This window comes from Litoreibacter sp. (assembly GCF_058136045.1).
Window position 1 is genome coordinate 257,664 of the sequence record NZ_JBYVDD010000004.1, and the last position, 25,814, is coordinate 283,477.

At 57.4% G+C, this 25,814-nt stretch carries 25 protein-coding genes and 1 other RNA gene; 15 read left to right on the plus strand and 11 right to left on the minus strand.

Annotated features, from left to right (window positions below):
* Nucleotides 1–10 precede the first annotated feature (10 nt).
* Together AC3Y7R_RS06685 and AC3Y7R_RS06690 are read left to right on the plus strand one after the other, a co-directional pair.
* Nucleotides 11–469: a MarR family winged helix-turn-helix transcriptional regulator gene (locus AC3Y7R_RS06685; protein ID WP_490041247.1), complete on the plus strand. Its 459-nt coding sequence runs from the start codon at nt 11–13 to the stop codon at nt 467–469.
* 10 nt (nt 470–479) lie between these two features.
* The gene (locus AC3Y7R_RS06690; RefSeq protein ID WP_490041248.1) at nt 480–3,662 is read left to right on the plus strand and encodes a reductive dehalogenase; all 3,183 of its coding nucleotides are present in this window, start codon (nt 480–482) and stop codon (nt 3,660–3,662) included.
* Nucleotides 3,663–3,887: 225 nt separating this feature from the next.
* Here AC3Y7R_RS06690 and hemC read toward each other — a convergent pair whose 3' ends face one another.
* A complete protein-coding gene (gene hemC / locus AC3Y7R_RS06695) occupies nt 3,888–4,835 on the minus strand; it encodes a hydroxymethylbilane synthase (protein ID WP_490041249.1) in 948 nt (315 codons plus the stop codon).
* 100 nt (nt 4,836–4,935) lie between these two features.
* On the opposite strand from hemC, the gene hemE reads away from it, so the two are divergent.
* Both hemE and AC3Y7R_RS06705 read left to right on the plus strand, forming a co-directional pair.
* A complete protein-coding gene (gene hemE, locus AC3Y7R_RS06700; RefSeq protein ID WP_490041250.1) occupies nt 4,936–5,979 on the plus strand; it encodes a uroporphyrinogen decarboxylase in 1,044 nt (347 codons plus the stop codon).
* Nucleotides 5,980–6,033: 54 nt separating this feature from the next.
* Nucleotides 6,034–7,434, plus strand: a complete 1,401-nt coding sequence (locus tag AC3Y7R_RS06705) for a mechanosensitive ion channel domain-containing protein (protein ID WP_490041251.1) — start codon at nt 6,034–6,036, stop codon at nt 7,432–7,434.
* Nucleotides 7,435–7,437: 3 nt separating this feature from the next.
* Here the strand turns inward: AC3Y7R_RS06705 and AC3Y7R_RS06710 are convergent, their stop codons facing one another.
* Nucleotides 7,438–7,899 carry an Lrp/AsnC family transcriptional regulator gene (locus AC3Y7R_RS06710; RefSeq protein WP_490041252.1) on the minus strand — a complete coding sequence of 154 codons (462 nt, stop codon included), beginning with the start codon at nt 7,897–7,899 and terminating at the stop codon, nt 7,438–7,440.
* 126 nt (nt 7,900–8,025) lie between these two features.
* On the opposite strand from AC3Y7R_RS06710, the gene phhA reads away from it, so the two are divergent.
* Together phhA and AC3Y7R_RS06720 are read left to right on the plus strand one after the other, a co-directional pair.
* Nucleotides 8,026–8,832, plus strand: coding sequence for a phenylalanine 4-monooxygenase (gene phhA / locus AC3Y7R_RS06715; RefSeq protein ID WP_490041253.1), 807 nt, complete (start codon nt 8,026–8,028; stop codon nt 8,830–8,832).
* A complete protein-coding gene (locus tag AC3Y7R_RS06720; RefSeq protein ID WP_490041254.1) occupies nt 8,825–9,169 on the plus strand; it encodes a 4a-hydroxytetrahydrobiopterin dehydratase in 345 nt (114 codons plus the stop codon). Before phhA ends, AC3Y7R_RS06720 begins: the two co-directional genes overlap by 8 nt.
* Before the next feature lies 1 nt (nt 9,170).
* Here the strand turns inward: AC3Y7R_RS06720 and hemF are convergent, their stop codons facing one another.
* Nucleotides 9,171–10,061 (minus strand): oxygen-dependent coproporphyrinogen oxidase, encoded by an 891-nt coding sequence (gene hemF / locus AC3Y7R_RS06725; RefSeq protein WP_490041255.1) that lies wholly within the window; start codon nt 10,059–10,061, stop codon nt 9,171–9,173.
* A gap of 91 nt (nt 10,062–10,152) precedes the next feature.
* Here hemF and AC3Y7R_RS06730 point away from each other — a divergent pair, with 91 nt between their 5' ends.
* Complete coding sequence (locus AC3Y7R_RS06730; protein WP_490041256.1) at nt 10,153–10,542, plus strand: hypothetical protein; 390 nt, start codon at nt 10,153–10,155, stop codon at nt 10,540–10,542.
* Nucleotides 10,543–10,746: 204 nt separating this feature from the next.
* On the plus strand, nt 10,747–12,162 hold the full coding sequence (locus AC3Y7R_RS06735) for a D-alanyl-D-alanine carboxypeptidase family protein (RefSeq protein ID WP_490041257.1): 1,416 nt from the start codon (nt 10,747–10,749) through the stop codon (nt 12,160–12,162).
* Nucleotides 12,163–12,170: 8 nt separating this feature from the next.
* Here the strand turns inward: AC3Y7R_RS06735 and AC3Y7R_RS06740 are convergent, their stop codons facing one another.
* From AC3Y7R_RS06740 to AC3Y7R_RS06760, 5 genes are all read right to left on the minus strand, one after another.
* Nucleotides 12,171–13,766, minus strand: a complete 1,596-nt coding sequence (locus tag AC3Y7R_RS06740) for an ABC transporter ATP-binding protein (RefSeq protein WP_490041258.1) — start codon at nt 13,764–13,766, stop codon at nt 12,171–12,173.
* Nucleotides 13,763–14,869, minus strand: a complete 1,107-nt coding sequence (locus AC3Y7R_RS06745; RefSeq protein WP_490041259.1) for an ABC transporter permease — start codon at nt 14,867–14,869, stop codon at nt 13,763–13,765. The genes AC3Y7R_RS06740 and AC3Y7R_RS06745 overlap by 4 nt, the downstream gene beginning before the upstream one ends.
* A complete protein-coding gene (locus tag AC3Y7R_RS06750; protein ID WP_490041260.1) occupies nt 14,866–15,951 on the minus strand; it encodes a microcin C ABC transporter permease YejB in 1,086 nt (361 codons plus the stop codon). The genes AC3Y7R_RS06745 and AC3Y7R_RS06750 overlap by 4 nt, the downstream gene beginning before the upstream one ends.
* A 33-nt stretch (nt 15,952–15,984) precedes the next feature.
* Nucleotides 15,985–17,886, minus strand: a complete 1,902-nt coding sequence (locus tag AC3Y7R_RS06755) for an extracellular solute-binding protein (protein WP_490041261.1) — start codon at nt 17,884–17,886, stop codon at nt 15,985–15,987.
* Between the two features lie 183 nt (nt 17,887–18,069).
* Nucleotides 18,070–18,591, minus strand: coding sequence for a c-type cytochrome (locus AC3Y7R_RS06760; RefSeq protein WP_490041262.1), 522 nt, complete (start codon nt 18,589–18,591; stop codon nt 18,070–18,072).
* A gap of 108 nt (nt 18,592–18,699) precedes the next feature.
* On the opposite strand from AC3Y7R_RS06760, the gene AC3Y7R_RS06765 reads away from it, so the two are divergent.
* Both AC3Y7R_RS06765 and AC3Y7R_RS06770 read left to right on the plus strand, forming a co-directional pair.
* Nucleotides 18,700–19,533 carry a prephenate dehydratase gene (locus AC3Y7R_RS06765; RefSeq protein WP_490041263.1) on the plus strand — a complete coding sequence of 278 codons (834 nt, stop codon included), beginning with the start codon at nt 18,700–18,702 and terminating at the stop codon, nt 19,531–19,533.
* A gap of 9 nt (nt 19,534–19,542) precedes the next feature.
* A complete protein-coding gene (locus tag AC3Y7R_RS06770; RefSeq protein ID WP_490041264.1) occupies nt 19,543–19,980 on the plus strand; it encodes an NUDIX hydrolase in 438 nt (145 codons plus the stop codon).
* A gap of 28 nt (nt 19,981–20,008) precedes the next feature.
* On the opposite strand, the gene AC3Y7R_RS06775 is transcribed toward AC3Y7R_RS06770, so the two are convergent.
* Both AC3Y7R_RS06775 and nudC read right to left on the minus strand, forming a co-directional pair.
* Nucleotides 20,009–20,494 carry an SRPBCC family protein gene (locus tag AC3Y7R_RS06775; RefSeq protein ID WP_490041265.1) on the minus strand — a complete coding sequence of 162 codons (486 nt, stop codon included), beginning with the start codon at nt 20,492–20,494 and terminating at the stop codon, nt 20,009–20,011.
* Nucleotides 20,495–20,521: 27 nt separating this feature from the next.
* Nucleotides 20,522–21,487 (minus strand): NAD(+) diphosphatase, encoded by a 966-nt coding sequence (gene nudC, locus AC3Y7R_RS06780; RefSeq protein ID WP_490041266.1) that lies wholly within the window; start codon nt 21,485–21,487, stop codon nt 20,522–20,524.
* A gap of 92 nt (nt 21,488–21,579) precedes the next feature.
* On the opposite strand from nudC, the gene ffs reads away from it, so the two are divergent.
* An RNA gene (gene ffs, locus AC3Y7R_RS06785) (signal recognition particle sRNA small type) lies at nt 21,580–21,678 on the plus strand.
* Nucleotides 21,679–21,699: 21 nt separating this feature from the next.
* Here ffs and AC3Y7R_RS06790 read toward each other — a convergent pair.
* Nucleotides 21,700–22,572 (minus strand): alpha/beta hydrolase family protein, encoded by an 873-nt coding sequence (locus AC3Y7R_RS06790; protein ID WP_490041267.1) that lies wholly within the window; start codon nt 22,570–22,572, stop codon nt 21,700–21,702.
* 78 nt (nt 22,573–22,650) lie between these two features.
* Here AC3Y7R_RS06790 and AC3Y7R_RS06795 point away from each other — a divergent pair, with 78 nt between their 5' ends.
* The 4 genes from AC3Y7R_RS06795 (at nt 22,651) to AC3Y7R_RS06810 (ending at nt 25,809) form a co-directional block, all read left to right on the plus strand.
* The gene (locus AC3Y7R_RS06795; RefSeq protein ID WP_490041268.1) at nt 22,651–23,208 is read left to right on the plus strand and encodes a TetR/AcrR family transcriptional regulator; all 558 of its coding nucleotides are present in this window, start codon (nt 22,651–22,653) and stop codon (nt 23,206–23,208) included.
* A gap of 84 nt (nt 23,209–23,292) precedes the next feature.
* A complete protein-coding gene (locus tag AC3Y7R_RS06800; RefSeq protein WP_490041269.1) occupies nt 23,293–25,044 on the plus strand; it encodes a DNA polymerase III subunit gamma/tau in 1,752 nt (583 codons plus the stop codon).
* 1 nt (nt 25,045) lies between these two features.
* Nucleotides 25,046–25,438 (plus strand): hypothetical protein, encoded by a 393-nt coding sequence (locus AC3Y7R_RS06805; RefSeq protein ID WP_490041270.1) that lies wholly within the window; start codon nt 25,046–25,048, stop codon nt 25,436–25,438.
* A gap of 26 nt (nt 25,439–25,464) precedes the next feature.
* Nucleotides 25,465–25,809 (plus strand): YbaB/EbfC family nucleoid-associated protein, encoded by a 345-nt coding sequence (locus AC3Y7R_RS06810; protein WP_490041271.1) that lies wholly within the window; start codon nt 25,465–25,467, stop codon nt 25,807–25,809.
* The last annotated feature ends 5 nt before the right edge of the window (nt 25,810–25,814 follow it).

Here is a 25,814-nt window from a genome sequence, read left to right on the forward strand (position 1 = left end):
AGTGACAATTATGAGCACCGAGAACAAGCGCTACGCGCTACATGCCTCGCTTGGGTATCAAGCCACCCTTACGTCGCGCGCCTTTGAGCGCCGCCTTGAAGAGCGGTTGCGTATATTGGGCCTGTCGCGGCTAAGCTGGTGTATCTTGCTGGCCGTTGGGGAGGAGCAGATGAAAAGCCCCTCCGATATTGCTGGCTTCATCGGAATTGATCGTACCGCGATGTCACGCGCGCTCAAAAGTCTGGAAGCCGACAAGCTGTTGGTCCGTTCAGAGAGCCGGGATGATCGGCGGCGCACCTGTGTGACGTTGACCGCAACGGGGAGCGCATTGCTGTCACGCGCAATTATTCAAGCCCAAGAAAACGCGGGTCATTTCACGGCTAAACTAAGCGAAGAAGAGCAAGGCCAACTAAGTGAGTTACTGACGAAACTGCGCGCAGGCGAGGAACGCTTGCTCTCCAACTTCTGACGCGCGCCTGATGTCAAAGTTATTTTCATACCGCAATCGGCCGGTACATCTTGGCCCCTACCCGCTGGAAAGCCTGCCCCGCACGGACGTTGTGTCGCTGAGCGGCGTGCCTGATATTGCGCAGGTGAGTTTCCGACGCCCTGAAGATCCGCAGAGTATCGTCAATGCGATGCAAGAATACCAAGCGATGCTGGACGCCACCCGTGAGGGGCTGGTGAAGCGCGAGGTCGCGGATATTCCTGATGATTTGGTCGAGCGCGCCAACCACCTCAAGGCATTCGGCACCTATTGCGACGCCTCCATGGTGGGCACATGCAAAGTCCCGGCTGAGGCGTGGTTGAGCGCCCCCACAACGAACCCCGATGTCGCGCGACTGGCCGAGAAAATCAAAACCTTGCAACCCAAAACTTTGGCCGCGGGAATTGATGTGATCATGGCGGGTCTGCGCGAAAATATGCGCGCGCCGCCACAGGCGTGCAGCCATCACACCCATGCGCTGGTGTTCTTGTACGATATGCCACGCAACCCGGAACCGGGTGAGCGCGGCGGCGATTGGATCGAGGGCGCGCAACAGCAGCGTGCGTGTTTGCGCGCGATGGAAACGGCGGTGACAATGGCCTCGTACATTCGCAGTTTAGGCCATGATGCGCGCGCCCATTCCATGGCGGCCAGCGATGTGCATTTGGGCAAACTGGCGGTAGCCTCGGGGTTGAACCATGCCGATGGGACCAACCCGTTTTTGGGCACACGATACGGGCTGGCAGTGGTGACAACCTGCTTGGATGTGGCCTGCGACCGACCACTGGCCGCAGGGGCAAAACCGGGGCGTGAATGGGTTTTGGGGCTAGGCGCGCAGGCCAAATCTGCGCGCAACCGCGACCCCTTTGCCAAACGGCGTTTTGCAGATGGCCCGCACCCGTTCGAGACGTTGAAGCGCGTGGAAAATCCCACCACATATATCGACACGCCCAATGTGGCGCGGGTGCCAAAGCGCGCCAACCTGTTTGCCCGCGCATTGTTTGGCGACATGGGGAAACCCGTGCAAGAGGCTGCCAAGAACGGCAATTATGTGCGCAAATCAGCCGCTGCTTTTGCGTTCCGCCCCTCGCTGGGCGCCTTTGTTTTGCTGCAAGATGGCGATGCGAGCCAAGTGCACGACAGCACCCATGATGCCCAGCGAAACGCGGCCAATATCAAGGCCGCACTCTACTGGCTTGGGGTCGATGCGGTCGGTCTCTCTGCCTGCCCGGATTGGGTTTATTATAGCCATGACGCGGCGGGGCAAAAGATCACGCCCTACCACAAAAACGCCATCTCGATGATCATCGACCAAGGCCATGAGACGATGGAGGGCGCATCGGGCGACGACTGGATCGGCTGTGCGCAATCCATGCGCGCCTATTTGCGGTTCTCGCTGCTCGGCGGGGTCTTGGCGCAGCATTTGCGCAACCTCGGCTACACCGCGCGGGTCCACTCGGTCATGGACGACGAGGTGCTGCACCCGCCCCTGTTGTTACTCTCGGGATTGGGCGAAGTTTCACGTATTGGCGAGGTGATTTTGAACCCCTTCCTAGGGCCTCGACTGAAGTCCGGTATTGTGACCACTGACATGCCGATGACCCACGACAAGCCGATTGATTTTGGGCTGCAAAGCTTCTGCGAGGCCTGCAATAAATGCGCGCGCGAATGCCCGTCGGGGGCAATCACTGCGGGGCCGAAACTGATGTTCAACGGCTACGAGATTTGGAAATCCGACAGCCAGAAATGCACCACCTATCGCGTGTCTCAAAAGAATGGCGCGATGTGTGGTCGGTGCATGAAAACCTGCCCGTGGAACTTGGAAGGCCTGTTCGCGGAGGCCCCGTTTCGCAAGCTGGCGATGACTGTTCCAAAGGCGGCCAAAGCCTTGGCAAAGCTGGATGATTTCGTCGGAAATGGAGAAATAAACCCCGTCAAAAAATGGTGGTGGGATTTGGAAATGGTCGATGATGGCGCCTATCGCCCCTCCGCGCATCCAGTCAATGCGCGCAGCCTGCAAAAGCAGCTCAATCTGCGCCATGAAGACCAAACTTTGGCGGTGTATCCCGCCCCTCTGGCCCCGCCGCCCTATGCCTATCCCTACCCGATGGATCGCGAGGCGGGCATCGAAGCCTATCGCGCGATGATCCCCGCCTCCGAGCACCGCGCGCGGCGCGCAAATGGCCAGTCGCCAGAGCACATCTACACCGCTGACCAAAGCGACAGCCCAGTGATTGGCGCGGTGATATCCGGGGTGAATCGCATGAGCGATGGCGTGACCAAATATGAGTTTGCAATGCCAGACGGATCAGACATGCCGCGCGTCGCTGCGGGGGCGCATATCGACGTGGTGGTGGCGCCAGAATTCTTGCGCCAATATTCGCTGTCGGGCGACCCTGCGGACCGCTCGAAATACCAAATTGCGGTGCTGCGCGAGGATCAGGGGCGTGGTGGATCGAAGCTGATGCACCGGATTTTCGAGGTTGGGCGCAGGGTTCATATCTCCAAGCCGATCAACCATTTCCCGCTATATGAGGAGGCCTCGTTTAGCTATCTGATGGGCGGCGGTATTGGGGTGACGCCGATGATTGCTATGGCGCATCGGCTGCATGCTTTGGGGGCAGATTTTGCGCTGCATTATTCATGCGCGACGCGTACGGGAGCTGGGTTTTTAAGCGAGCTGGCGGCGATGCCATGGGCGGATAAGGTGCACTATCATTTCTCGGATGAGGGATCACGATGTGAGCTTGGCACGACGTTGAAATGCCGCGATGGCGCGCATGTCTATACGTGCGGGCCAGAGGTCTACATGGAGGCGGTGATGGCGGCGGCGCAGGCGAACGGGTTCCCCGAGGAGGCGCGCCATTTGGAGTTTTTCTCGGTGCCGGAGCAGCCTGATTATATCAACCACGACTTCACTTTGCGGCTGGCTAAATCGGGGCGTGATATTGCGGTTCGTGCCGACGAGGCCCCGACCGATGCGCTGCTGCGCGCGGGCATTCATGTGGATGTAAAATGCGCGGACGGGCTGTGCGGCGTGTGCAAATGCACGCTGGTCGCAGGCGAGGTCGAGCACCGCGATTTCGTGCTCTCGAACGCAGGACGCGCCACGTCGATGATCTTGTGCCAGTCCCGCGCGGCTAAGAAGGACGGCGTGGTGGAGGTTGAATTGTAAGACCACACAAAGGCAAACATTCCAAAGGCTTATGAACTTTCACTCACACGCATCTATGAGAATATTTACAGGTTGGGCGCATAAGGTTAGCCCCCGCAACCTGAACCAAGCTTAGGGGCATATTACCAAGCGATATGTGCTAAATAATATGCGCCAAAATGGAAAAGCCTCGCCCCTTCCACTAGCCCCCCGGATCCCTCAGAGTATTTTTGGCAAAAAGAAACCTTAAGAGCGCCAGTCGAAGAACCCGTTTGGAGCACGTGCTGTCAGGCGATCGGCAACAGCACGCCCCATCTCGGCGGCATCTTCTATGGTGGAGCTTTCCGCGTCGGTGAGTGTCTCGGTTCCGTCAGGGCGCAAGATTTCAGCACGAAAACGGATCGTGGTGCCGTCAAGTTCGGCCAGCCCAGCAATCGGGGTCTCACAAGAGCCTTCTAGTTGCGTCAGGTAGGCTCGCTCACAGGCTAGCCGTTGGCCGGTGGGAATGTCGTGGATTGCCTCTAGCATCTCGGCCATACGCAAGTCATTTACGCGTCGTTCAATTCCGATAGCCCCTTGGGCTACGGCTGGCAGCATGTCTGTCGTCGCGATCCCTGTTGCTGGCACATCTTTTAGCCCAAGCCGTTTCAGGCCCGCCATTGCCAGAAAAGTACAGGTGGCAATGCCTGCATCAAGTTTCTTGAGGCGGGTTTGCACGTTGCCGCGAAATTCCACCACATTCAGGTCAGGTCGGCGGTTCAATATCTGCGCTTTGCGTCGCAAGGACGAGGTGCCAACGACCGCACCTTCCGCCAAATCGGCGATGCCTTTCGCGTGCAAAGACACAAACGCATCGCGCACGTCTTCGCGCGGCAGATATGTGTCCAGCAGCAGGCCCTCGGGTTGTTCAATCGGCATGTCTTTCATTGAGTGCACTGCGATGTCGATCTTGCCCGACAGCATGTCATCCTCGATCTCGCGGGTGAACAGCCCTTTGCCGCCAATCTCTTTTAGCGGGCGGTCCAATACCGCATCGCCAGTGGTTTTGATCACCACCACCTCGAACGCCTCCTGTGCCAAATCAAACGCCGTCATGAGGCGCGCGCGGGTCTCGTAGGCTTGCGCCAATGCCAGCGGTGATCCACGGGTGCCAATTCTAAGCGGTGAGGTCGGGGAGGGAAGGTTCAATGCCATAATGACCTGCATAAATGGGTCACAGAATGCTGACAAGCTGTCGCCTTGACAATTCACCAACATCCGCCGGACAAGTGGTCGCAACAAAGGGAGTATGGCCATGGCCGAGCAAAAGAAAATCATGCGTGCGTTGGCCGGAGAAACTCTGGACACCCCACCGATTTGGATGATGCGCCAAGCAGGCCGCTACCTGCCCGAATATAAGGCCACCCGCGCGCAGGCCGGTGACTTTCTGTCGCTGTGCTACAACCCGGAACTGGCGACTGAGGTCACCTTGCAGCCGATCCGTCGTTACGATTTTGACGCGGCCATTTTGTTTGCTGATATTTTGTTGCTGCCCCAAGCACTGGGTGCGGATTTATGGTTTGTCACGGGCGAAGGGCCGCGCCTGTCTACGATCACCAAGCCGTGCGAATTCTCTCAACTGAAGGGCCCGGAAGACATACATGAGCACCTTGCCCCGATCTATGAAACCGTCAAAAACGTATCGCGAGCATTGCCCAAAGAGACGACCTTTATCGGCTTTGCTGGCGCGCCATGGACCGTGGCGACCTACATGATCGCGGGCAAAGGTACGCCCGATCAGGCCCCCGCGCATAAGTTGCGTCTTGAGCAACCGCAGGTCTTTGACGCCCTTATCAACCTGATCACCGACGCCACCATTGAATACCTTGCCATGCAAATCGAAGCCGGTGCCGAAGTGGTCAAACTGTTCGACAGCTGGGCCGGATCGCTGAAAGGCGACGCCTTCACCAAATATGCATTGAAGCCGACCCAAAAGATCATCACCGCGCTCAAGGCCCGCTACCCGAGCACCCCCATCATCGCCTTCCCGCGCGAGGCAGGTGACGGCTACATTGGCTTTGCCAAAACCACTGGCGCGGATTGCGTTGCGATTGATAACTCGGTGTCCGCAGACTGGGCCGCCGCCAATGTACAGGTTGACGGCTGCGTGCAGGGCAACCTTGCCTCGCGTCACATGGTCACCGGCGGGCAAGATCTGATCGACGAGACCCGCACCATCGTCAAAGCCTTTTCCAACGGGCCGCATATCTTCAACCTTGGGCACGGCATCACGCCCGACGGGAACCCCGACAACGTGCAATTGATGATTGATACGATCCGCGACACCGCGTCCAGCTGATTTCACCCAATTTTCACTGGCCCCCAAGCGGCATCGCCCGCTAAGGTCCGCATCATGTTGACCCGTTTCATTTTCGCGCTTTGCGCCATATTCGCCTTATCGTTCCCCGCACTGGCCCAAGAGACCGCGGACGCGGCCTCTGAGGAGGTAACCGCGCCGACCCAGGCCGTGTCGGTCGAGCCAGTCGCGCGCGACGAAGAAATCGCCCAACGGATCGTCGAAATTATGCGTGCCACGGGGTGGTACAAGTTCTCGCGCGTGGAGGTCACCGACGGGATCGTGTTCCTTGACGGGCGCACCTCCAGCCTCGACCACAAAAACTGGGCGCGCGATTTGGCGACCAAAACCCAAGACGTGGTGGCGGTGGTGAACCGCATCCAAGTTATCCAAGAAACCAACTGGTCCTTCGCCCCTGCCCTTAGTGAAATTAAAGGCTTGGGCAATCGGGTCATCACCTCGCTGCCACTGATTTTATTGGCATTGATCGTTTTGCCGTTCACATGGTGGCTGTCATCCATGGCCGCCAAAGGCTTACGTCGCTGGCTTTTGGGCGGCATCGCATCGTCATTCTTGCGCGACATCGTGGCGCGCGCCTTGGCGTTACCGATCTTCTTGCTGGGCCTGTTCGTGGTCTTGCAAGTCGCGGGCCTCACCCAGATTGCGGTCTCTGTTATTGGCGGTGCCGGGGTTTTGGGCATCGTGGTCGGCTTTGCCTTCCGCGACATCGCTGAAAATTTCCTAGCCTCATTGCTGCTGTCCATTCGCCGCCCCTTCCGCGCTGGCGAATATATCGAGGTGACGGGCATGGCAGGCACGGTTTTGTCGATGAATACCCGCTCCACCGTATTGCTGTCGTCCGAGGGCAACCATATCCAAATCCCTAACGCGGCGATCTTCAAGAACACCATCGTGAATTATTCCGCCTCGGCGAACCGGCGCGCCACGCTTGAGGTCGGCATCGGCTACGACGTCTCTATCGCGCGCGCGCAGGGGATCATCCTCGACGTTATCCAAGCCCATGAGGCTGTGTTGGGCGAGCCTGCCCCAATGGTTTTGGTGGATGGGTTGGCCAGCTCCACCGTCAACGTCAAAGCCTACTTCTGGGTGAATGCGCGGGATTATTCCTTGATCAAAGTGAAGTCCGCTTTGCTGCGCTTGGTCAAAAAGGCGCTGACCGAGGAAGGTATTTCCATGCCGGACGACGCGCGCGAAGTGATCTTCCCACAAGGCGTTCCGGTGCTGCAACTGGGCGGCGTGGCGGAACAACGCGCTCAAGAGTTGGCCTCCCAAGAGATCACCGACAGCGCGCGATTGGCGGCGGATTTGGGCGAGCCGGACAGCACCGCCTCCGAGGCCGAGGGCAACCTTGGCAACGAGCAAGAAGAGATCGCCGAGATCGCCGCAGATGCGCTTGTCGAAGAGGGTGAGGCTGACCTTTTGGCGGATAAATCTTAGGGGCTATTTCACCGGCAATGCTACACCGGATTTTGTACTGCGCAGCACAAAATTAGTGTTCGAGGACCGCACAAGCCCCGAGCCCAAAATCCGCCGCATCAGATAGCTTTCCAAGTCTTCTGGATCGTCTGCCACGACCTTCAACACAAAATCATTGTCGCCGGTAATAGAGCTGCATTCCGTAATCGCATCGTCAGATTGAACCAACCGGTCAAAGGTTTCGATTGAGGTGGACGTGTGGTCGATCAGCGAGACATGCACATAGGCCATCGCCTGCAAACCCAACTCTTTGCGATTGAGCACGGCAACGTAGCCCTCGATCAGCCCCGCCTCCTCCATTCGCTTGACCCGACGCCAACACGGCGAAACGGACATATTGACCGCTGCCGCCAAATCTTTGGTGCTAAGGCGGGCATCCTTTTGCAGCAGGTTCAGCAGTTTTTTATCTATGTCATCCAATATCATTGCCAGTATTTACCTCAAAACAGTTAAATCGTGAAATATATTACCTCAAATTTGCCAATTCACATAAACTTTAGAACAAAATCTCCCCCGAACCCATCGTATCTTACCTTTAACGGAGGATACGACATGGCGAAAATCAGCGCGTATACGGCCAAAGCCGCAAATGCTTTGGGCAACATCAACTACACACCCCAAGAGGACGCCGTTTGGCGCGACCTTTATGCACAACAGCTTCCCAACATCCGCGACCTATGTGCCAAAGAATACCTCGCTGGATTCGACACGCTTGGCCTTCCATCAGACCGCGTGCCGCAATGCACAAACGTGTCCGAGAGCCTGCGCGCGCTCACGGGTTGGCAGGTTGAACCTGTTCCCGCCCTCATTGGCTTTCGGCAGTTTTTTACCATGCTGGCAAACAAGACCTTCCCCGCCGCTTCGTTCATTCGCAGCAGAGCCGACTTTGACTACATAAAAGAGCCTGATATTTTCCATGAAATCTTCGGCCACACCCCCTTGTTAACTGACCACCGCTTTGCCAAGTTTTCGCAGGCAATCGGCAAAGCAGGCAAAGCCGCTGAAGCCAAAGACCACGCTTGGCTGATCCGGCTTTACTGGTTCACCATCGAGTTTGGGCTGACACGCCACAACGGGGCGATAAAGGCGCTCGGCTCCGGCCTTGCATCTTCCCCGACCGAGTTGCCTCACAGCGTGCATGGGACCAACGTAGAGCGACGCGAGTTTAACGTGATGGACATCCTTCGCACGCCCTACCGCATCGACATCCACCAACCCGTTTATTTCGTTCTAGATGACATCGATACATTGTTCCAAGCCGCCGAGCGTGATCTCATCGCAGATGTTCACGCCGCGCAAGACCTTGGGCTATTTGCCCCCGCATATCCCCCAAAAACAAAGGTAAGTTACCATGACTGACAACCAAGATCTGAGCCAGAAAACTTGCACCGTATGCGCAGGTGGCGGCCCCCCTATGACCCCAGCCGAGGCCGAGGCACAGCTAAGTACGCTCCACGCGGAATGGGCCTTGGACGACGACCGCAAGCAATTAAGCCGCGAGCTGAAATTCAAAGGGTTCGCCAAGGCCGTCTACCACGCCAATATCGCGGCGTACCTTGGCGACAAAGAAGGCCACCACCCCGACGTCCAATTCGGGTGGGGCTATTGCAAGGTGATCTTCACCTCGCATGAGCTGGGCGGCTTATCCCAGAATGACTTTATCTGTGCGGCCAAATTTGACGCGCTGGTAGCCTAACTCAAATCCACTTCGCCAGCGGTGGCAGGCTCATCAACACCGCATTAGCGTCATGGCCTGTTTCCAGCCCGAATTTGGTCCCGCGGTCATAGACCAGATTATATTCCGCATAGAGGCCACGGTGCACGAGCTGCGCCTCTTTGTCGGCCTCGGACCATGGCGCATCGCGCCATTTCTCTGTGACCCCCATAAAGGCGGGCAGGAAGGCGCGGCCAACGTCTTGAGTGAAGGCAAAATCTTTGTCCCAGTCACCCGTGTTCAGGTCGTCATAAAAGATGCCGCCAACGCCACGGGCGCGATTGCGGTGAGGCACGTAGAAATATTCGTCCGCCCATTTCTTAAAGCGCGGGTAATACTCAGCATCATGCTTGTCGCAGTATTTCTTTAACACGTTGTGAAAGAATTCCGTGTCCTCATCGCGCTCGAGACAAGGGTTCAGATCAGAGCCGCCCCCGAACCACCACGCGCCGGGGGTCCAGAACATGCGGGTATTCATGTGCACCGCCGGGGTCTGCGGGTTTTGCATATGCGCCACAAGGCTGATGCCAGACGCCCAAAATCGCGGGTCGTTTTCCATGCCCGGAACGCCGCGCGCCGCCATCGCCTTTTGGGCCTTCTCGCCCAGCGTGCCATAGACGGTCGAGACATTAACGCCGACCTTCTCAAACACCCGCCCGCCGCGCATCACGCTCATCAAGCCGCCCCCCGCATCCGAGCCATCGCCCGAGGACCGCGTGGTTTCCGACACTTCAAAGCGCCCCGCTGGCAGGTCCGCGAACGGGCCGCTCGCTTGGCTGTCTTCCAGCCCCTCAAAAGCCGCAACAATATCGTTGCGCAGGCTGCGGAACCAAGCCGAGGCTTGGGCTTTTTGGGCGTCAAAGTTTGTAGTCACAGGATCGTCCTATCTGGTTTATGTTATGCTAACATTTGACAGGTATCAGTGTCACGTTCCCAAGCGGCCCATAGACGGGTAATATTGTCTCATGAAACGAATCCTTCTTGCTCCGTTATTGCTGCTCGCAGCCTGCGCCAACCCGCGTGAGGCTTGCCTGCAAAACGCCGTTGGGGATCTGCGTATCGTTCAGGCGCTCATCTCGGACACCGAGGCCACGATCAAGCGCGGCTACGCCATCCAAACCGAGACGCGCACAGTGATCTACACCAATTTCTGCGTTGGCACCGGGATTGGCAGCAACGGGCAATTTAGTTTTTGCAACTACCCCCAACCCGTGACCACCCGCAAACCGGTCGCCGTCGATTTGTCGCTAGAGCGGCGTAAATTACACTCGTTGAAGCAAAAAGAGGGTGAATTGAAACGCGCCAGCCTGTTGAAACAGCAACGCTGCGATTTAGAGTTCCCAACAGAGACCTAACCTCAACTCTCAGGCATCTTGTGGTTGAGGTGCAATCGCACACAACATATGGCAGTGTCACTTCAACGACACCCTTAAACTCCCTGAAATTAAACTGTTTTCTGAAACTTACCTTTGTGCTAGTCCTTTTTCAAAGGTCGGCAATCGACTGATAAACATAAATGGGAATGCAACGTCATTCCCGAGGCAAAATGGGCAGGCGTCGTGGTTTTACGTCTTTTAAACACAGTCCGTGTAGGGCTGTTTTTCGTTGTGTTGTCGGCATGGGCCGGGGCTTCTTTTGCGGCCCCCTATGCCGCGTTGGTTATTGATGCGCGCACGGGCGAAGTCCTGCATTCGCGCAACGCAGATACGCGGCTGCACCCTGCGTCGCTGACCAAAATGATGACACTCTATGTGACATTCGAGGCAATCCGGCATGGTGAGCTAACGCTGGACACCAAGATTAAAATTTCGCGCAAAGCCGCCGCCGAGCAGCCCTCCAAACTGGGCCTAAAAGCCGGCCAACGTATCGCGTTGCGCTACTTGATCCGCGCCGCTTCCGTGAAATCCGCCAATGACGCCGCCACTGCTTTGGGCGAGGCTGTTGCAGGCTCCGAGGCCGCATTCGCGCGCCGTATGACCGCGACCGCCAAAGCGCTTGGCATGACCCGCACCACATTCAAAAACGCCCATGGCCTGACCGAGAGTGGGCATTTATCCACTGCGCGCGACATGACCACGCTGGGCCGCCACATGATCTATGACTACCCGCAATATTATAACCTGTTCTCGCGCCAAACGACCCATGCAGGCATCAAACAGGTGTCCAACACCAACCGCCGCTTGCTGCAAAACTACAAAGGCGCGGACGGCATTAAAACCGGCTACACCCGCGCTGCTGGCTTCAACCTTGTCGCCTCAGCCGAGCGCGGCAACGAGCGCATTATCGCAACAGTATTTGGCGGAACCTCATCTGCCGCACGCAATGCGAGGGTCGCCGAACTGCTGGATATGGGCTTTAAACGCGCCCCGTCGCGGGCAAGACTAAACAAGCCGAAACTGCCACTCTACAATGGTGCTGCACCGATCCCGAAAGTCATCAAAGTTGCGCCGACGATCACCGCGCGCCCCACCAGCCCGCGCCCGTTGCTGCGCCCCGACCGCGCGCCTTCCGCTGACATGATGCTGGCGATTGTGGAGAGCATCGACAACAACGTAATCAATTCGCGCAACGAGGTCGCGACCCGTGCCCAGCAAGACACCCAGCTTGCCAGCGCAAGCCCGACGGTCACCCCGATCCGGCGGCCAAAAAACCTGGTTCAGACCGTTATTGAAACCACCGAGCCGCGGCGCAAACCCGCACCGCGCCGTGTAATCACCCGCGCCTCCACCTCGGGCGGGCGCCATTGGTCGATATCGCTGGGCCATTACACCACGCGCAACACCGCCGAACGGCTTTTGCTGAAAACCGCGCTGCAAGAAATCGGCACGTTGGACGAGGCATTGCGTAAGGTTGTAAGCCGTCCGCGCGGTTGGCAGGCCAACTTTGTCGGGCTGTCCCAGAGCAAAGCAACGCTCGCATGTCAGCGTCTGAGCGCGCGTGGTCATAGTTGTGAAGTGCGCGGCCCCGGCGCGTAACTGAGCCTTTAGCTCATCTTGAGTTCAAGCGCCGCCGCCAACAGTTCCTGCGTATAAGGAACCTGAGGATTGGCGAAAATCGCTTCGCTCTCGCCCGTTTCAACCACATCGCCCTGCTTCATCACCAACACCTTATGTGACATCGCACGCACGACTTTCAGATCGTGGCTGATAAACAAATAGGCCAGCTTATATTTCTGCTGCAAACTGCGCAAAAGCTCTACGATTTGCACCTGAACGGTCATATCCAGCGCCGATGTCGGCTCGTCCAATACCACCAGTTTGGGACGCAAAATCATCGCACGCGCGATGGCAATACGCTGCCGTTGCCCGCCGGAAAATTCATGCGGGTAGCGGTGCATCATCTCCGGCTCCAGCCCGACCTCGACCATAATTTCGGACACCATATCCCGGGGGTTTTTCCCAGCTTCAACGCCATGAACACCAAGGCCTTCCGCGATGATTTGCTCGACCGTCATACGCGGCGACAGAGAGCCATATGGGTCTTGAAACACGATTTGCATATCCGCGCGCAGCGGGCGTAGCTCTTTGGATCCCAGCCCTTGAATATCACGGCCTTCAAACTGGATCGCGCCCTTGCTGGAAATCAGCCGCATGATGGCCAGCGCAAGCGTCGTCTTGCCCGAGCCACTTTCGCCAACAATGCCCAACGTCTCGCCTGCACGCACGGAGATTGTCGCGGCATTAACCGCTTTGACATGGCCCGTTGTGCGCTTCAACAGCCCCGTTTGGATCGGAAACCAAATGCGCAGCTCATCGGTCGAGACCATCTCGCGCGCCTCGACGGGAACCGGATCGGGGATGCCTGTGGCCTCGGCCTCCAGCAAAAGTTTGGTGTAGGGGTGCTGTGGGTTGTCAAAAATTTCCGCCGTGGGGCCGGTCTCCACGATCTCACCATGCTGCATAACACAAACACGGTCAGCAATTTTACGCACCACGCCAAGGTCATGGGTGATGAACAGCAGTGACATCTTCTCGCGGATTTTAAGGTCAGCCAGCAGGTCCAAAATCTGCGCCTGAATGGTCACATCAAGCGCTGTTGTCGGCTCGTCCGCAATCAACAATTCCGGCCCATTAGCCAGCGCCATGGCGATCATCACCCGTTGACGCTGCCCGCCAGATAATTGATGCGGGTACGAGGACAGACGGCTGGCCCCGTCCCGTATGCCAACTTTTTCAAGTAATTCAATCACCCGCGCCCGCGCCGCGTCGCCACGCAAACCTTGGTGCAAAGACAGGCTCTCGGTGATCTGCTTTTCCAGTGTGTGCAGCGGGTTCAGTGAGGTCATCGGCTCTTGAAAAATAAAGCTGATGTCGTTGCCACGCACTTGGCGCAACTCTTGCTCAGTGGCATTGCTTAGGTCGCGGCCATCATAGGTAATCTGGCCGTTAACAATCGCGCTATCGGGCAGCAATTGCACCGTAGACAGCGCAGAGACAGATTTGCCAGAGCCGGATTCCCCCACCAACGCAACAGTCTCGCCACGGTTCACATGGAACGACACCCCCTTAATGGCAGCCGTCGTTTTGCCATCTTGGCGGAATCCGACACTGAGGTTTTTAACGTCAAGTAGCACGCTCATTGAAAGGTCTTTCGCGGATCGAACGCATCACGGATGCCCTCGAAAATGAACACCAACAGCGACAGCATGACGGCGAATGTGGTGAAGGCGGTGAAGGCCAACCAAGGGGCCTGTAGGTTCTGTTTGGCTTGCAGCGTCAACTCTCCCAACGAGGGTAATGACGACGGCAGCCCGAAGCCAAGGAAATCCAGCGACGCCAACATGCCAATCGTGCCCGCCACGATAAACGGCAAGAAAGTCAGCGTCGCGACCATAGCGTTTGGCAGCATATGGCGGAACATAATGGTGGTGTTGGACACGCCAAGTGCGCGGGCGGCGCGGACATATTCAAAGTTGCGCGCCCGCAGGAATTCCGCCCGCACCACGCCGACCAATGCAGGCCAGCCAAACAAGATTGCAAGGACCACCAGCAGCCAAAAACTGCGACCCAAAATGGCGAACATGATGATGATGACATAGAGGCTGGGCGTCGCGCTCCAAATTTCCAAGATGCGCTGGAAAATCAAGTCCACCCAGCCGCCGAAAAAACCCTGCACCGCCCCCGCCATGACGCCGATTACCGACGAGATAAGCGTCACCAACAAGGTGAACACAATGGACAGGCGGAAGCCGTAAATCACCCGTGCCGCGACATCGCGCGACGTGTTGTCAGTGCCCAGCCAATTGATCGCATCAGGGGCCGCAGGCGCGGTGCCGGGGCGGTCCACGATGGTGTTGAAACTGAACGGAATAATCGGGGAGATGATCCAGCCTTGTTGTACCGGATCGCCTGCGTAAGTGCCGGTTGCGGCCTCTTTCATCACCGCCACTGGGTCGTCCCAGCAATCCTCTATGCCGCCGGATTTGATCAGGCATTGGACCTCAACATCACGGTAAACAGCTTCTGTGCGCAGGTCGCCTCCGAAGGCCGTCTCGGGGTAGAAGCTGACAATCGGGACGAACAGCTCGCCATGGTATTTGATCAAGATCGGCTTATCGTTGGCGATCAACTCAGCGAACATCGACAGGCCAAATAACGCCGCAAAAATCCACAGTGACCAAAAGGCTCGCCGGTTGCGCTTGAAGTTGGCCCAGCGGCGCTCGTTTAATGGCGACAACTTCATGTCTCACGGCTTTCAAAGTCGATACGCGGGTCCACGAAAACATACATTAGATCAGACAGGATCCCGACAACAAGGCTGATCAGGCCAAAGAAATACAACGTCCCGAACACCACCGGATAGTCGCGCGCAACCGTCGCCTCAAAGGCAAGGCGGCCCAACCCGTCAAGGGAGAATATCGTCTCGATAATCAGCGACGAGCCGACGAAAATACCAAGGAACAGGCTTGGGAATCCCGCAATCACAATCAGCATCGCATTGCGGAAAACATGGCCATACAGGACTTGGCGCTCCGACAACCCCTTGGCTTTGGCGGTGACGACATATTGCTTTTTGATCTCGTCGAGGAACGAGTTTTTCGTCAGCAAAGTCAGCGTTGCAAACGCCGCAATGGTCGAGGCAATAACCGGCAACGTAATGTGCCACAGATAGTCGCCGATCTTGCCCAATAGGCTAAGTTGGTCAAAGTTGTCTGAGGTCAAGCCGCGCAGCGGGAACCACTGAAAATATGACCCGCCCGCAAAGACCACCAACAGCAAAATGGCGAACAAAAAGCCCGGGATCGCATAGGCGACAATGATCACAGCCGAGGTCCAGGTGTCAAAACTGGTGCCATCGTGAATGGCCTTGCGGATGCCCAACGGGATCGAGATCACATAGGCGATCAACGTCGACCACAGGCCCAGCGTGATCGACACGGGCAGTTTTTCCCACACCAGATCCAACACGCCGACAGAGCGGAAATAACTCTCGCCGAAATCAAAGCGTAGATAGTTCCACATCATATTTAGAAAGCGTTCCAGCGGCGGCTTATCGAAGCCAAATTCCTTCTCCAACTTCGCGATAAATTCCGGCGGCAGGCCACGCGCACCCTCGTATTTGCTGTTCGCGCTAAGGCTCTCTAGCTGGCTGTCGTTACCGCTGCCGGAGAACCCCTCGAACACATCCCCCTGCCCTTCCAGATTGGCAATGATTTGCTCAATCGGGCCACCGGGCACGAACTGCGTCAGCGCGAAATTAACCAACATGATCCCAATCAATGTCGGGATGACCAGCAACAGCCGTCTGAGGATATATGCGCCCATATCGGGGTTCTTACCGCCTGTTTTACCGCGCCTCTACAGAGCGCCTTTTGCCTTCAAGGCCGCAGCCTTATCGGCGTTGTACCACCAAAAATCCAGATGTCCCAATGCTAGGGGGGGAAGTTTTTCAGGGTGCTCAAACATATCGAAATACGCCACCCAGAAAGTGTCGTTATACCATGCAGGCGTCATAATGCGCGCGGCGCGCAGGATGCGGTCAGTCGCCCGAACAGCGGCCTGCATTTCGCCTAGTTTTTTGGCCTCAAGCATCTTCACGATCAACGCGTCTACCGCTGGGGAATGGTAACCTGACGGGTTGAACAGCGAATAATCTGCGTCTTCCGTACCAAAGCGCTGCGAGATGCCGTTACCCTCTTCAAAGCCATTCACATAGCCATCGTAGATCATATCCCAGTCAAACCCACGTTCGCGGTTGGTGTATTGAGCCGGGTCCACACGGTTGTAATTGGCGTCAATCCCAAGCCGTTTTAGGTTCTCGATATAGGGCTGGATCAAGCGGTCATAGGCCGGGTTAGACGCGAGGAATTCAATCTCCAACACCTTACCGTCTTTGACCAGCTCGCCCTTGTCATTGGCCTCCCATCCGGCTTCGGACAGCAACTTATTAGCCTTGCGCAAGTTCTTGCGGTCCAATTGGCGCGCGCTACTTTCATGGGCATTCACCACTGGCTCGGTCAGGACGGATTTGTCCTCCAACAGGTCTTCTACCGATTTCAGGTACTCCAACTCCAGCCCTTCGGCCACGCCTTGGGCGGCCAGATCAGTGTTTTCCCAGTAGGAGCTACGTTGCGCAAACAGGCCGAATTGCAGCGTCTCATTGGTCCATGTGAAGTTGTACATCAGTTGCAAAGCTTCGCGAACGCGGATGTCGGAAAACTTATCGCGGCGCAGGTTGAATACCAAACCATAGGACGGCGGCAAATTGCCATTGGGCAGTTCTGCCTTTGCGATATTGCCATTTTTGATGCCCGGAAAATCATAAGCCGTGGCCCATTTCAACGAGCTGCTTTCGCGCCGGAAGGTGTAAACTCCGCTTTTGAAGGCCTCCATCGCCGCAGTGGAATCGGCGAAATATTCGATACGGATGCGGTCAAAGTTATGTCGGCCAATGTTTAGCGGCAGGTCTTTGCCCCAATAGTTTGGGTTGCGTTTGTAGACGATGCGACGTGGCGGATCGACTTCAAGCGGTACATAGGGGCCGGAGCCAATGGCAGATTCTAGGCGTGGTTCCTTGATGGTGGCGTTGTTTTCATCGAACCACTTTTTCGAGAATGCAATCGACGCGCCCGCCTGCGAAATCAGTCCCTTGCGCGGGATACCCTCATTAAAAGTAAACTTGATCCGGTGATCATCCAGCGCCTCGTAACTTTTATAAAACTTGGAGACCGCCTGCGCAAAAGACGGCAACCCATCGGTCAGAAACGTCTTTACCGAGAACACCACATCATGGGCCGTCACTGGCGTGCCGTCCGAGAATTTAGCCTCGGGACGCAGGTTGAAAATCACCCATTCTTGGCTTTCGGGGTATTCCAGCGTTTCGCACAACAGGCAGTAGACGCCGTAAGGATCGTCATCGACGCTATCCATCAGCCGCTCATAGGGCGTGGAGGACAGCGCGCCGCCGCGGCCCTTTCGGCTGAACGGGTTCATGCTGTCGAACGTGCCTTGCGCTGCCACCGAGATTTCACCGCCCTTGGGCGCGTCGGGGTTTACATACTCCAGATGCGCGAAGCCATCGGGGTATTTCACCTCGCCGAAGTCGGAAAAGCTGGTGGCCTTGATAATCGTCTCGCTGCGCGCCATTGATACCGATGCCATGCCCGCCGCGATCACCAGCAGCCCCGCGCTCATCCACCTCGCGCCACGGCTGATCATGGTGCTAGCTTTGGTCGTGGCTGAGGGCTGGGGGCGCTGCATATAATATCTCCTAGGGCCGCCCGTAGGCGCGTCACATATCAGTTAAACTAAATGAGGCCGGATGTGGCCAACAATCAAGGGCGATTGCACGATTGTGAGCAGATGTGGCCACCCGGAATGCAAAAGACCGCCCCAAAGGGCGGCCCAGTCGTAATTCTTAAGGCAAAAGCCGTTAGCCGCAAATTAGCCGCCGATGCTTTGCAAATAGGCGATGATGTTTGCGCGGTCCTGAATTTTCTTCAACCCAGCAAAACTCATTTTAGTGCCCGGTGCCCAGTTCTTCGGCTTCTCAAGGAACCCATTCAGATTTTCAATGGTCCAAGTTTCGCCTTTCCCCGCCAATACATCGGAATAGCCAAAGCCATCGACCGACGCGATGGCGCGCTCAACCACACCAAACAGATGTGGGCCAGTCGCGTTCGCGCCGTCTTCGATTTTGTGGCAAGCCTTGCATTTGGAAAAGACCTTCGCGCCTTTGGCAACATCGGCAGAGGCCATAATCGAGGCGAAGTCTACTTCTTCGACAACTTCTTCCGCGTGGTCATCACCACCCTCAACTTCGATAACATAGGCTTGTTCATGGTGGTCCCCATGCCCGCCTGCGCTACCGTAAAGGGCGTCGGCCCCCCAGCTTCCCAACAGGAAAATCAAAAGCGAGCCGCAAAGAGCGCCCATTACTTTGGTCATTGTCATAGTGTCGAACATGTCTGCATCTCACCTGTTTGGCGTTTCGGCTGTGTCTACTGCCTTCCCAATAGGTTCCGCAAGAGCTAGAACCCGCGACTAAACGCCCATATAGCGGAAATTCGGACCATGACACAGAAAATTACCTTTCAAGGGGAGCTTGGCGCCTACTCGCACGAGGCCTGCGTCGTGGCACGCCCCGACATGGAGCCACTGCCCTGCGCCACCTTTGAGCAAGTAATTGAGGCCGTGCGCACCGGCGAGGCCGCATTGGCCATGCTGCCGGTTGAGAATACCACCTACGGACGGGTCGCCGACATCCACCGCCTCTTGCCCGAATCCGGGCTGCATGTGGTTGACGAGGCATTCGTGCGGGTGCGGATCAGCCTGATGGCGCCTAAGGGCACAGCGCTAGATAGCATTCGTGTCGTACGTGCGCATCCCGTGCTGATCCCGCAGTGCCGCGCCTTCTTGAGTGCCCATAATATTCATGGTGAGGCCAGCGTCGACAGTGCAGGTGCCGCGGCAGAGTTGGCCAATCACCCCGAAGAGGGCGTCGGGGTTTTGGCCTCGGAAATGGCAGCGCGCACCTACGGGCTGGACGTTCTAGCGCACGATATCGAGGATCACGACACCAACACCACCCGCTTTTTGATCATGTCCCCCAAGGCCGATATGTCCAACCGCGGGGAACACCACATGATCACCTCATTCGTTTTCAATGTGCGCAACATTCCTGCCGCGCTCTACAAGGCGATGGGCGGCTTCGCGACCAATGGCGTCAACATGACCAAGCTGGAAAGCTACATGGTTGACGGGGCGTTCACGGCCACGCAATTCTACGCCGATATCGCAGGCCACCCCGAGGACCCAGCGGTTAAGCGCGCGATGGAGGAGCTGGAGTTCTTCACCTCCGAGATCAAAGTCCTCGGCACTTACCCCGCCGCTTTCCCGCGCGACTAAAGCGTGGTCATGCGCCCAACCCTACGCCCGACCTTGGCGGCAATTGCTGTGGTCATACACGAAGACCACGCCTTACTGGTGCAACGCCGCAACCCGCCAAATGCCGGGACATGGGGCTTTCCCGGTGGGCATGTGGAGCTGGGCGAAACTGCCCTAGAGGCGGCGGTGCGCGAGCTGGCAGAGGAAACCGGCGTCATAGCGACACCAATCCGGTATTTGACCAATATCGACGGCATCCACCGCGATGCTCAAGGCCAAATCCTGCATCACTTCCTTCTCGCCGCGGTTCTTTGCACCTATGTCAGCGGCACGCCAAAGGCGGATGATGACGCGCTCAATGCGGCATGGGTCCCGCTTAATGATGTCTTGGATGGCACCCGAGCCCAGTCACCAGAAGTAGATACAGTGCTGCGAATGGCGCTAAACGCCCGCGATCTGTCCCACTAAAAATGAAGCGCGCCTGAAAGGCGCTCCTTTAGGTCACACCCGCAGAGCGCAGGCCTTTTTTGTGACGCTCTTCCAAATCCGTCGCAAAATGCGCGACCCGGGTTTTATAGCGCCGGTTCAGCGTATTTCGCGCCAATTTGGCCGATTGCATCAACAGGCGGGCAGATAGGGTTTGTGGCCGCACGTCCAGCTCGATGCGCATCCGTGTTCGGGCGCGCGACAGGGCCACCAGCTCAACTAGGAAGTTCCCGCCCATGTTCTTTGTGGCCACCTCGAACAACATCTGGTTCGGGCGGTCGTACTCCACCAGCTTCACATCGAAATCTCGTGGCTTACCACGGACTTCCGCCCGCGCCTTCCACATCAACCCGACGCCAACCTCGGTCATTTCATCGGTACGCGTCACATCGGCTCCATGGCGCAATACCGCACGCTCGAACCCGTCGAAATCCGACAGCATTTCGAACACATCACTAATAGGGACCTCAAGGTCTTCCTTGGTGGAGAACTTCATAACTAATTGCTCATTATTCGACTAAGCCTAGTCTAACGTATCCCGAAGCCAGTTAAGCAATAGGAAATGTGCAATTGCCCCCTCACGCGCTGGTTTCATATCAGGATTGTTGCCCGCAAACGTCTCCATCATCTCTTCACGCGTCACCCACAAGGCATCTTCGATCTCTTCAGGGTCAATTTTAATCTCAGAGCTGAGCGCATGGCCGTGGCATCCGATCATCAGTGATGCTGGAAATGGCCATGGCTGGCTCGACAAATACTCAACCGCACCAACATCTATGCCCGCCTCTTCAAATGTTTCGCGCCGCACCGCCGCCTCGATGGTCTCGCCCGGCTCCACAAAGCCCGCAAGGCACGAATACATTCCATCCGGCCACCCCGGAGAGCGCCCCATCAGTACAGAATTTCCATGCGTTATCAGCATGATAACAACAGGGTCCGTGCGTGGAAAATGATGCCCGCCGCACGCTGCGCAATCACGCTGCCACCCCGCCATACTGATCTGGCTTTTCTCTCCGCATCGGGCGCAGAACCCATGGGTCTCGTGCCAACTGCCAACGGCCTTGGCCGTCGCTATCAGCTCTGCATCTCGCGCGCTCAGTTGTGTCATAACCCCACGCAACTCTGAGAACCGCTCACCGCGCGGCATACCGGGGAAATGTTGCTCGGACGGGTCAAGAAACTCGCTCATGGCATCAAGATTTTCATCTGGCTCCCAGCCCGACACATCACGCGAAAACCGCGCAACGCCCTCGTCCAACCCCAAAAATATCGGGGCTTCATCCGCATGGGCAAAAATCGGATGATCCGCCGATTGCCACGCAGGCGCGTCACGATTCTCTCCCGCAACAAGCGGTTTGCCGCGCCACAGTGGCAAAACGCCCGTGCTTGGCACCGCAAGCATATCTGCCAAAGCCTGCGCATCCCCGCGCAAATGTGCGGCCCGATCCAGGCCCGACCCGCCAAAGGTCACTGTCTCTGCAATTTTCAATGCTCTGCCTCTCATCACTAGACTTATTTCTGGCACGCAGACACAGCCATAGCAAACCTTGCATTCTATAATCGTGCCGCCTATATGGGCTGCGAGGGGTTGGCGCGGGCAAGTGCCTCGCCAACCTGGTCAGATCCGGAAGGAAGCAGCCACAACGAGCCCCACTTGGGTCGATGTCCAACCTCTCACCTTATCGCCTGCGGCGCTGTCCGCTAGGCGATTATATCTCCCCAGCACGCTGCATTTCGCGAATCAAACACCCCGATATGGCCGATTGCGTTCAGCCCATACGCCTCGGGCCGTAGGGTCTTTTGTGATTTCGGGGCTCCGCGATAGAAATCCATAGACCGCCACACGGCCAAGGGCGGGACCATAACATCGTCCTCCACCGCCACGAATTTCGCCGGAGCACGCAGGCTAGACCAATCGGGATACGGCAGGCTGGCACCAATATCACGGGTCGCAAAATCACGTCGCGTACAAAAATTGCGCCACTGCCAGTAAACCTCCGGCGGCAAATCCCGTCCAATCCCCAAACGTTTACCCGGCAAATACCCAAGCCCCAGCGTCGCCACAGGCCCCGCCCCGTACCAAAACAAACGTGCCAATGCCTGATAGGGCCACGGGTGCTCGGACACATGAACAGGGCCGCTGGCCACCGTGATCAAGCGGTCAATATTATCAAGATTTTGCTGAAACGGGATCAGCAAAGCCCCCAACGAGTGGCCGATCACCCACAGCGGCACACCCGGCATTTGAGCGCGCATAAAATCGCGGGCCGCCTGTTGGTCATGCACCCCCCAATCCACCATTGTGGCCCTAGATTTGCGCACATGCCCGCGCGCGGAGGCCCCGAAATCACGGTAATCATACAGCAAACACGCCATCCCGCGCTCGCGCACCAGCCACTCCGCAAAGGGGCGGTAAAAGCGTTGTGTTACGGCGGTTGCCGGGTTCAGAACAACCGCAGCCCGAGGTGTTTGCACCGGGTGAAACAACTGCCCCACAAGCTTTTGCCCGCCTGACAGAAAGCGAACATCACGCACCAGCACTTCATCTGGCTGTATCAACTTAATCATAGTCATTCGGAGGCTCCGACGGGTTGGACTGATCGGTCTAGTATCACGGCTGGACTGATCGGTCTAGTCGTGAAACAATACGGCATGGCTAAACTCCCCCCCACCCGCGAGCGCCTCGTGATGGCAGCTGCTTTGTTGTTTCAGCGCAAAGGATATCACGGCGTTGGCGTAACGGAAATTTTGGAGACAGCCGAGGCCCCCAAAGGCTCGCTCTACCACCACTTTCCAAACGGAAAATCCGATCTTGCCCAAGCCGCAGCCAAGTTTTCGGCAGACCAAACCCTGATCATTTTGGATGCTTCGTTTAAGGATGCCGCAGACACCCGTGACGGGATAACTACCTTTTGCTTCAAACTCGCTAAACTCTTTGCCCTCAATGATAATTGGGTCGGGTGCCCGATCAGCGCCACCCTGTTTGAAAGCCCCGGCAACATTGAGTTTCGCGACAGCACCCGCGCTATTTTCGAGGTCTGGCACGCCGCAACCAAAGCCCACGCCATTGCCAAAGGCACCCCGCCAGAAGAGGCTTCCATGTTGGCGGACGCCCTTTGGATGTCCTTGCAAGGCGCATGGACAATGGCACGGGTGCGCAACACGTCGGACCCGATCAAGCAAGTGCCAAAACTGGTTTTCGGCCCGTAACCCGCGACTTAAAGAGTAGTCTTCGGTGGACCTTATGCCCTCCCCGATTTAGTCTCTAGGCGCAGACGAATCCAAGGATCACCCATGAGCGAAACGACCAGCGGCGGCTATCAGGTTCTAGCGCGTAAATACCGACCCGCGACCTTTGCCGACTTGATCGGCCAAGACGCCATGGTCCGCACCCTTAGAAATGCCTTCGAGGCCGGGCGTATCGCGCAGGCCTTCATCATGACCGGCATTCGCGGCACCGGTAAAACCACCACCGCGCGGATCATCGCCAAGGGCATGAACTGCATCGGCACGGACGGCACCGGCGGCCCCACCACAGAGCCTTGCGGCACTTGCGACAACTGCGTGGCCATCGCTGAGGGCCGCCATGTGGACGTGATGGAAATGGACGCGGCATCGCGCACGGGTGTGGGCGATATCCGCGAAATTATTGATAGCGTGCATTATCGCGCCGCCTCTGCGCGTTACAAAATCTACATCATTGATGAGGTGCACATGCTGTCCACCTCCGCCTTCAACGCGCTGCTAAAGACGCTGGAAGAGCCACCCGAGCACGTCAAATTCATCTTCGCCACCACGGAAATTCGCAAGGTTCCTGTCACCGTTCTGTCGCGCTGCCAGCGTTTCGATTTGCGCCGCATCGAGCCGGAAGTGATGATTGCCCACCTCGCCAATATCGCCACCAAAGAAAGCGCACAGATCGCCGAGGACGCACTGGCGCTGATTACCCGCGCGGCTGAAGGCTCGGTGCGCGACGCGATGTCCTTGATGGATCAGGCCATCTCGCATGGCGCAGGCGAGACCACCGCGCCCCAAGTGCGCGCCATGCTAGGCCTCGCGGATCGGGGTCGCGTGCTGGACCTGTTTGATCTGATCATGAGAGGCGATGCCGCAGGCGCGCTGCAAGAGTTGTCGTCGCAATACGCCAGCGGGGCCGATCCCATGGCCGTGCTGCGCGATCTGGCCGAAATCACCCATTGGGTCAGCGTCATCAAGATCACGCCCGAGGCCGCCGATGACCCAACCGTTGGCCCGGACGAGCGCACCCGCGGCGCGGCGATGGCCGAAAACCTACCGATGCGCGCCATGTCGCGGATGTGGCAAATGTTGTTGAAATCCTTGGAAGAAGTCGCCATTGCGCCGAACGCCATGATGGCCGCCGAGATGGCTATTATCCGCCTAACCCATATGGCTGACCTGCCCTCGCCCGAGGAACTCGTGCGCAAGCTGCAAGACACCCCACCGCCGCCCGCACCCACTGGCGGCACGACGCCCTCCCCGCAAGGCGGCGGCCAAGGCTCCAGCATGACAACTGCGCGCGCACAATCGCAGACGGTCACACTGGGCGGCGGCACATCCGCCGCTTTAAACGTGGCGCCCGAGGCTGCCCTTGCGCAATACGCCAGCTTTCCGCAAATCCTGACCCTGATCCGCGCCAACCGTGACGTGAAGCTTCTGGTCGAGGTCGAGGGCTGCGTGCAACTGGCCCACTATTCCCCCGGTCGGATCGAATTTGTACCCACTGACAATGCGCCTCGCGACTTGGCCGCACGGTTGGGCGCGCGTCTCCAGCAGTGGACAGGCCAACGCTGGGCCGTGATTTTGGTGAATGAGGGCGGCGCGCAAACCATCGCCGCCGAGCAGGATGCAGAGGCCAACGCGCTAAAGGCCGAAGCCAAGGAACACCCGTTATGGAAGGCCACCTTACTGGCTTTCCCAAAGGCCGAAATCACCGGCATCGCGACCGCCGCTGATCTGGTGCAAGAGGCCGCAATCGAGGCCCTGCCAGAGGTCGAGGACGAATGGGATCCCTTTGAGGATGACTAAAGTGCACCTCGTCCGCCACCTCGCAACGCTTGCATGCATCATCGCCCCCATGTCCGCGATGGCCGAGGTTTGCGATAAGGAACGCCCCAATTGGGACGGGCTGCCAATTTCGGGTTTTGCCGAGGCGCTCACCCAATTCAGCTCCCCGGCCGCGCTGTTTTTACTCGCGGCTTCTGCCCTTGCGATCCGGTTTCGCAACCAATGGGCGGCCCTCGCCGTTATGCTGCTATGGACTGGGTTAATTTCCATCATCACAATGATCGACCCAAGTGGCGTAAACGCTGCCGCAAGGGCCGAAGGCTGCGCAGGCTCTGCCACCTTGTTCATCGTTGCTGTGACTGCAATATGTGTGGGAATGATACTCTACACAGCACCGCGCACCGCGCGGCCCTGACACTAAATATAGATGGAGAATAACACATGCTTAAAGGACTAAGCGGGCTTGGCGACATGGCTGGCGTGATGAAAAAAGCCAAAGAGATGCAAGACAAGATGGGCCAAATGCAGGAAGACCTGCAAAACATCCAAGTCCAAGGCGAAAGCGGCGCGGGGCTGGTGAAGGCCACGGCCACGGCCAAAGGCACCCTTATTGGCTTGGACATTGATCCGTCCATTTTTCATCCTGACGAGAAAGAAGTCGTCGAAGACCTTATCCTTGCGGCAATCAAAGACGCACAAATCAAGGCCGCTGATAAAGCTGCCGCCGAGATGGGAAAACTGACCGAGGAAATGGGCATTCCAGCCGGAATGAAGCTGCCGTTCTAGGGCAG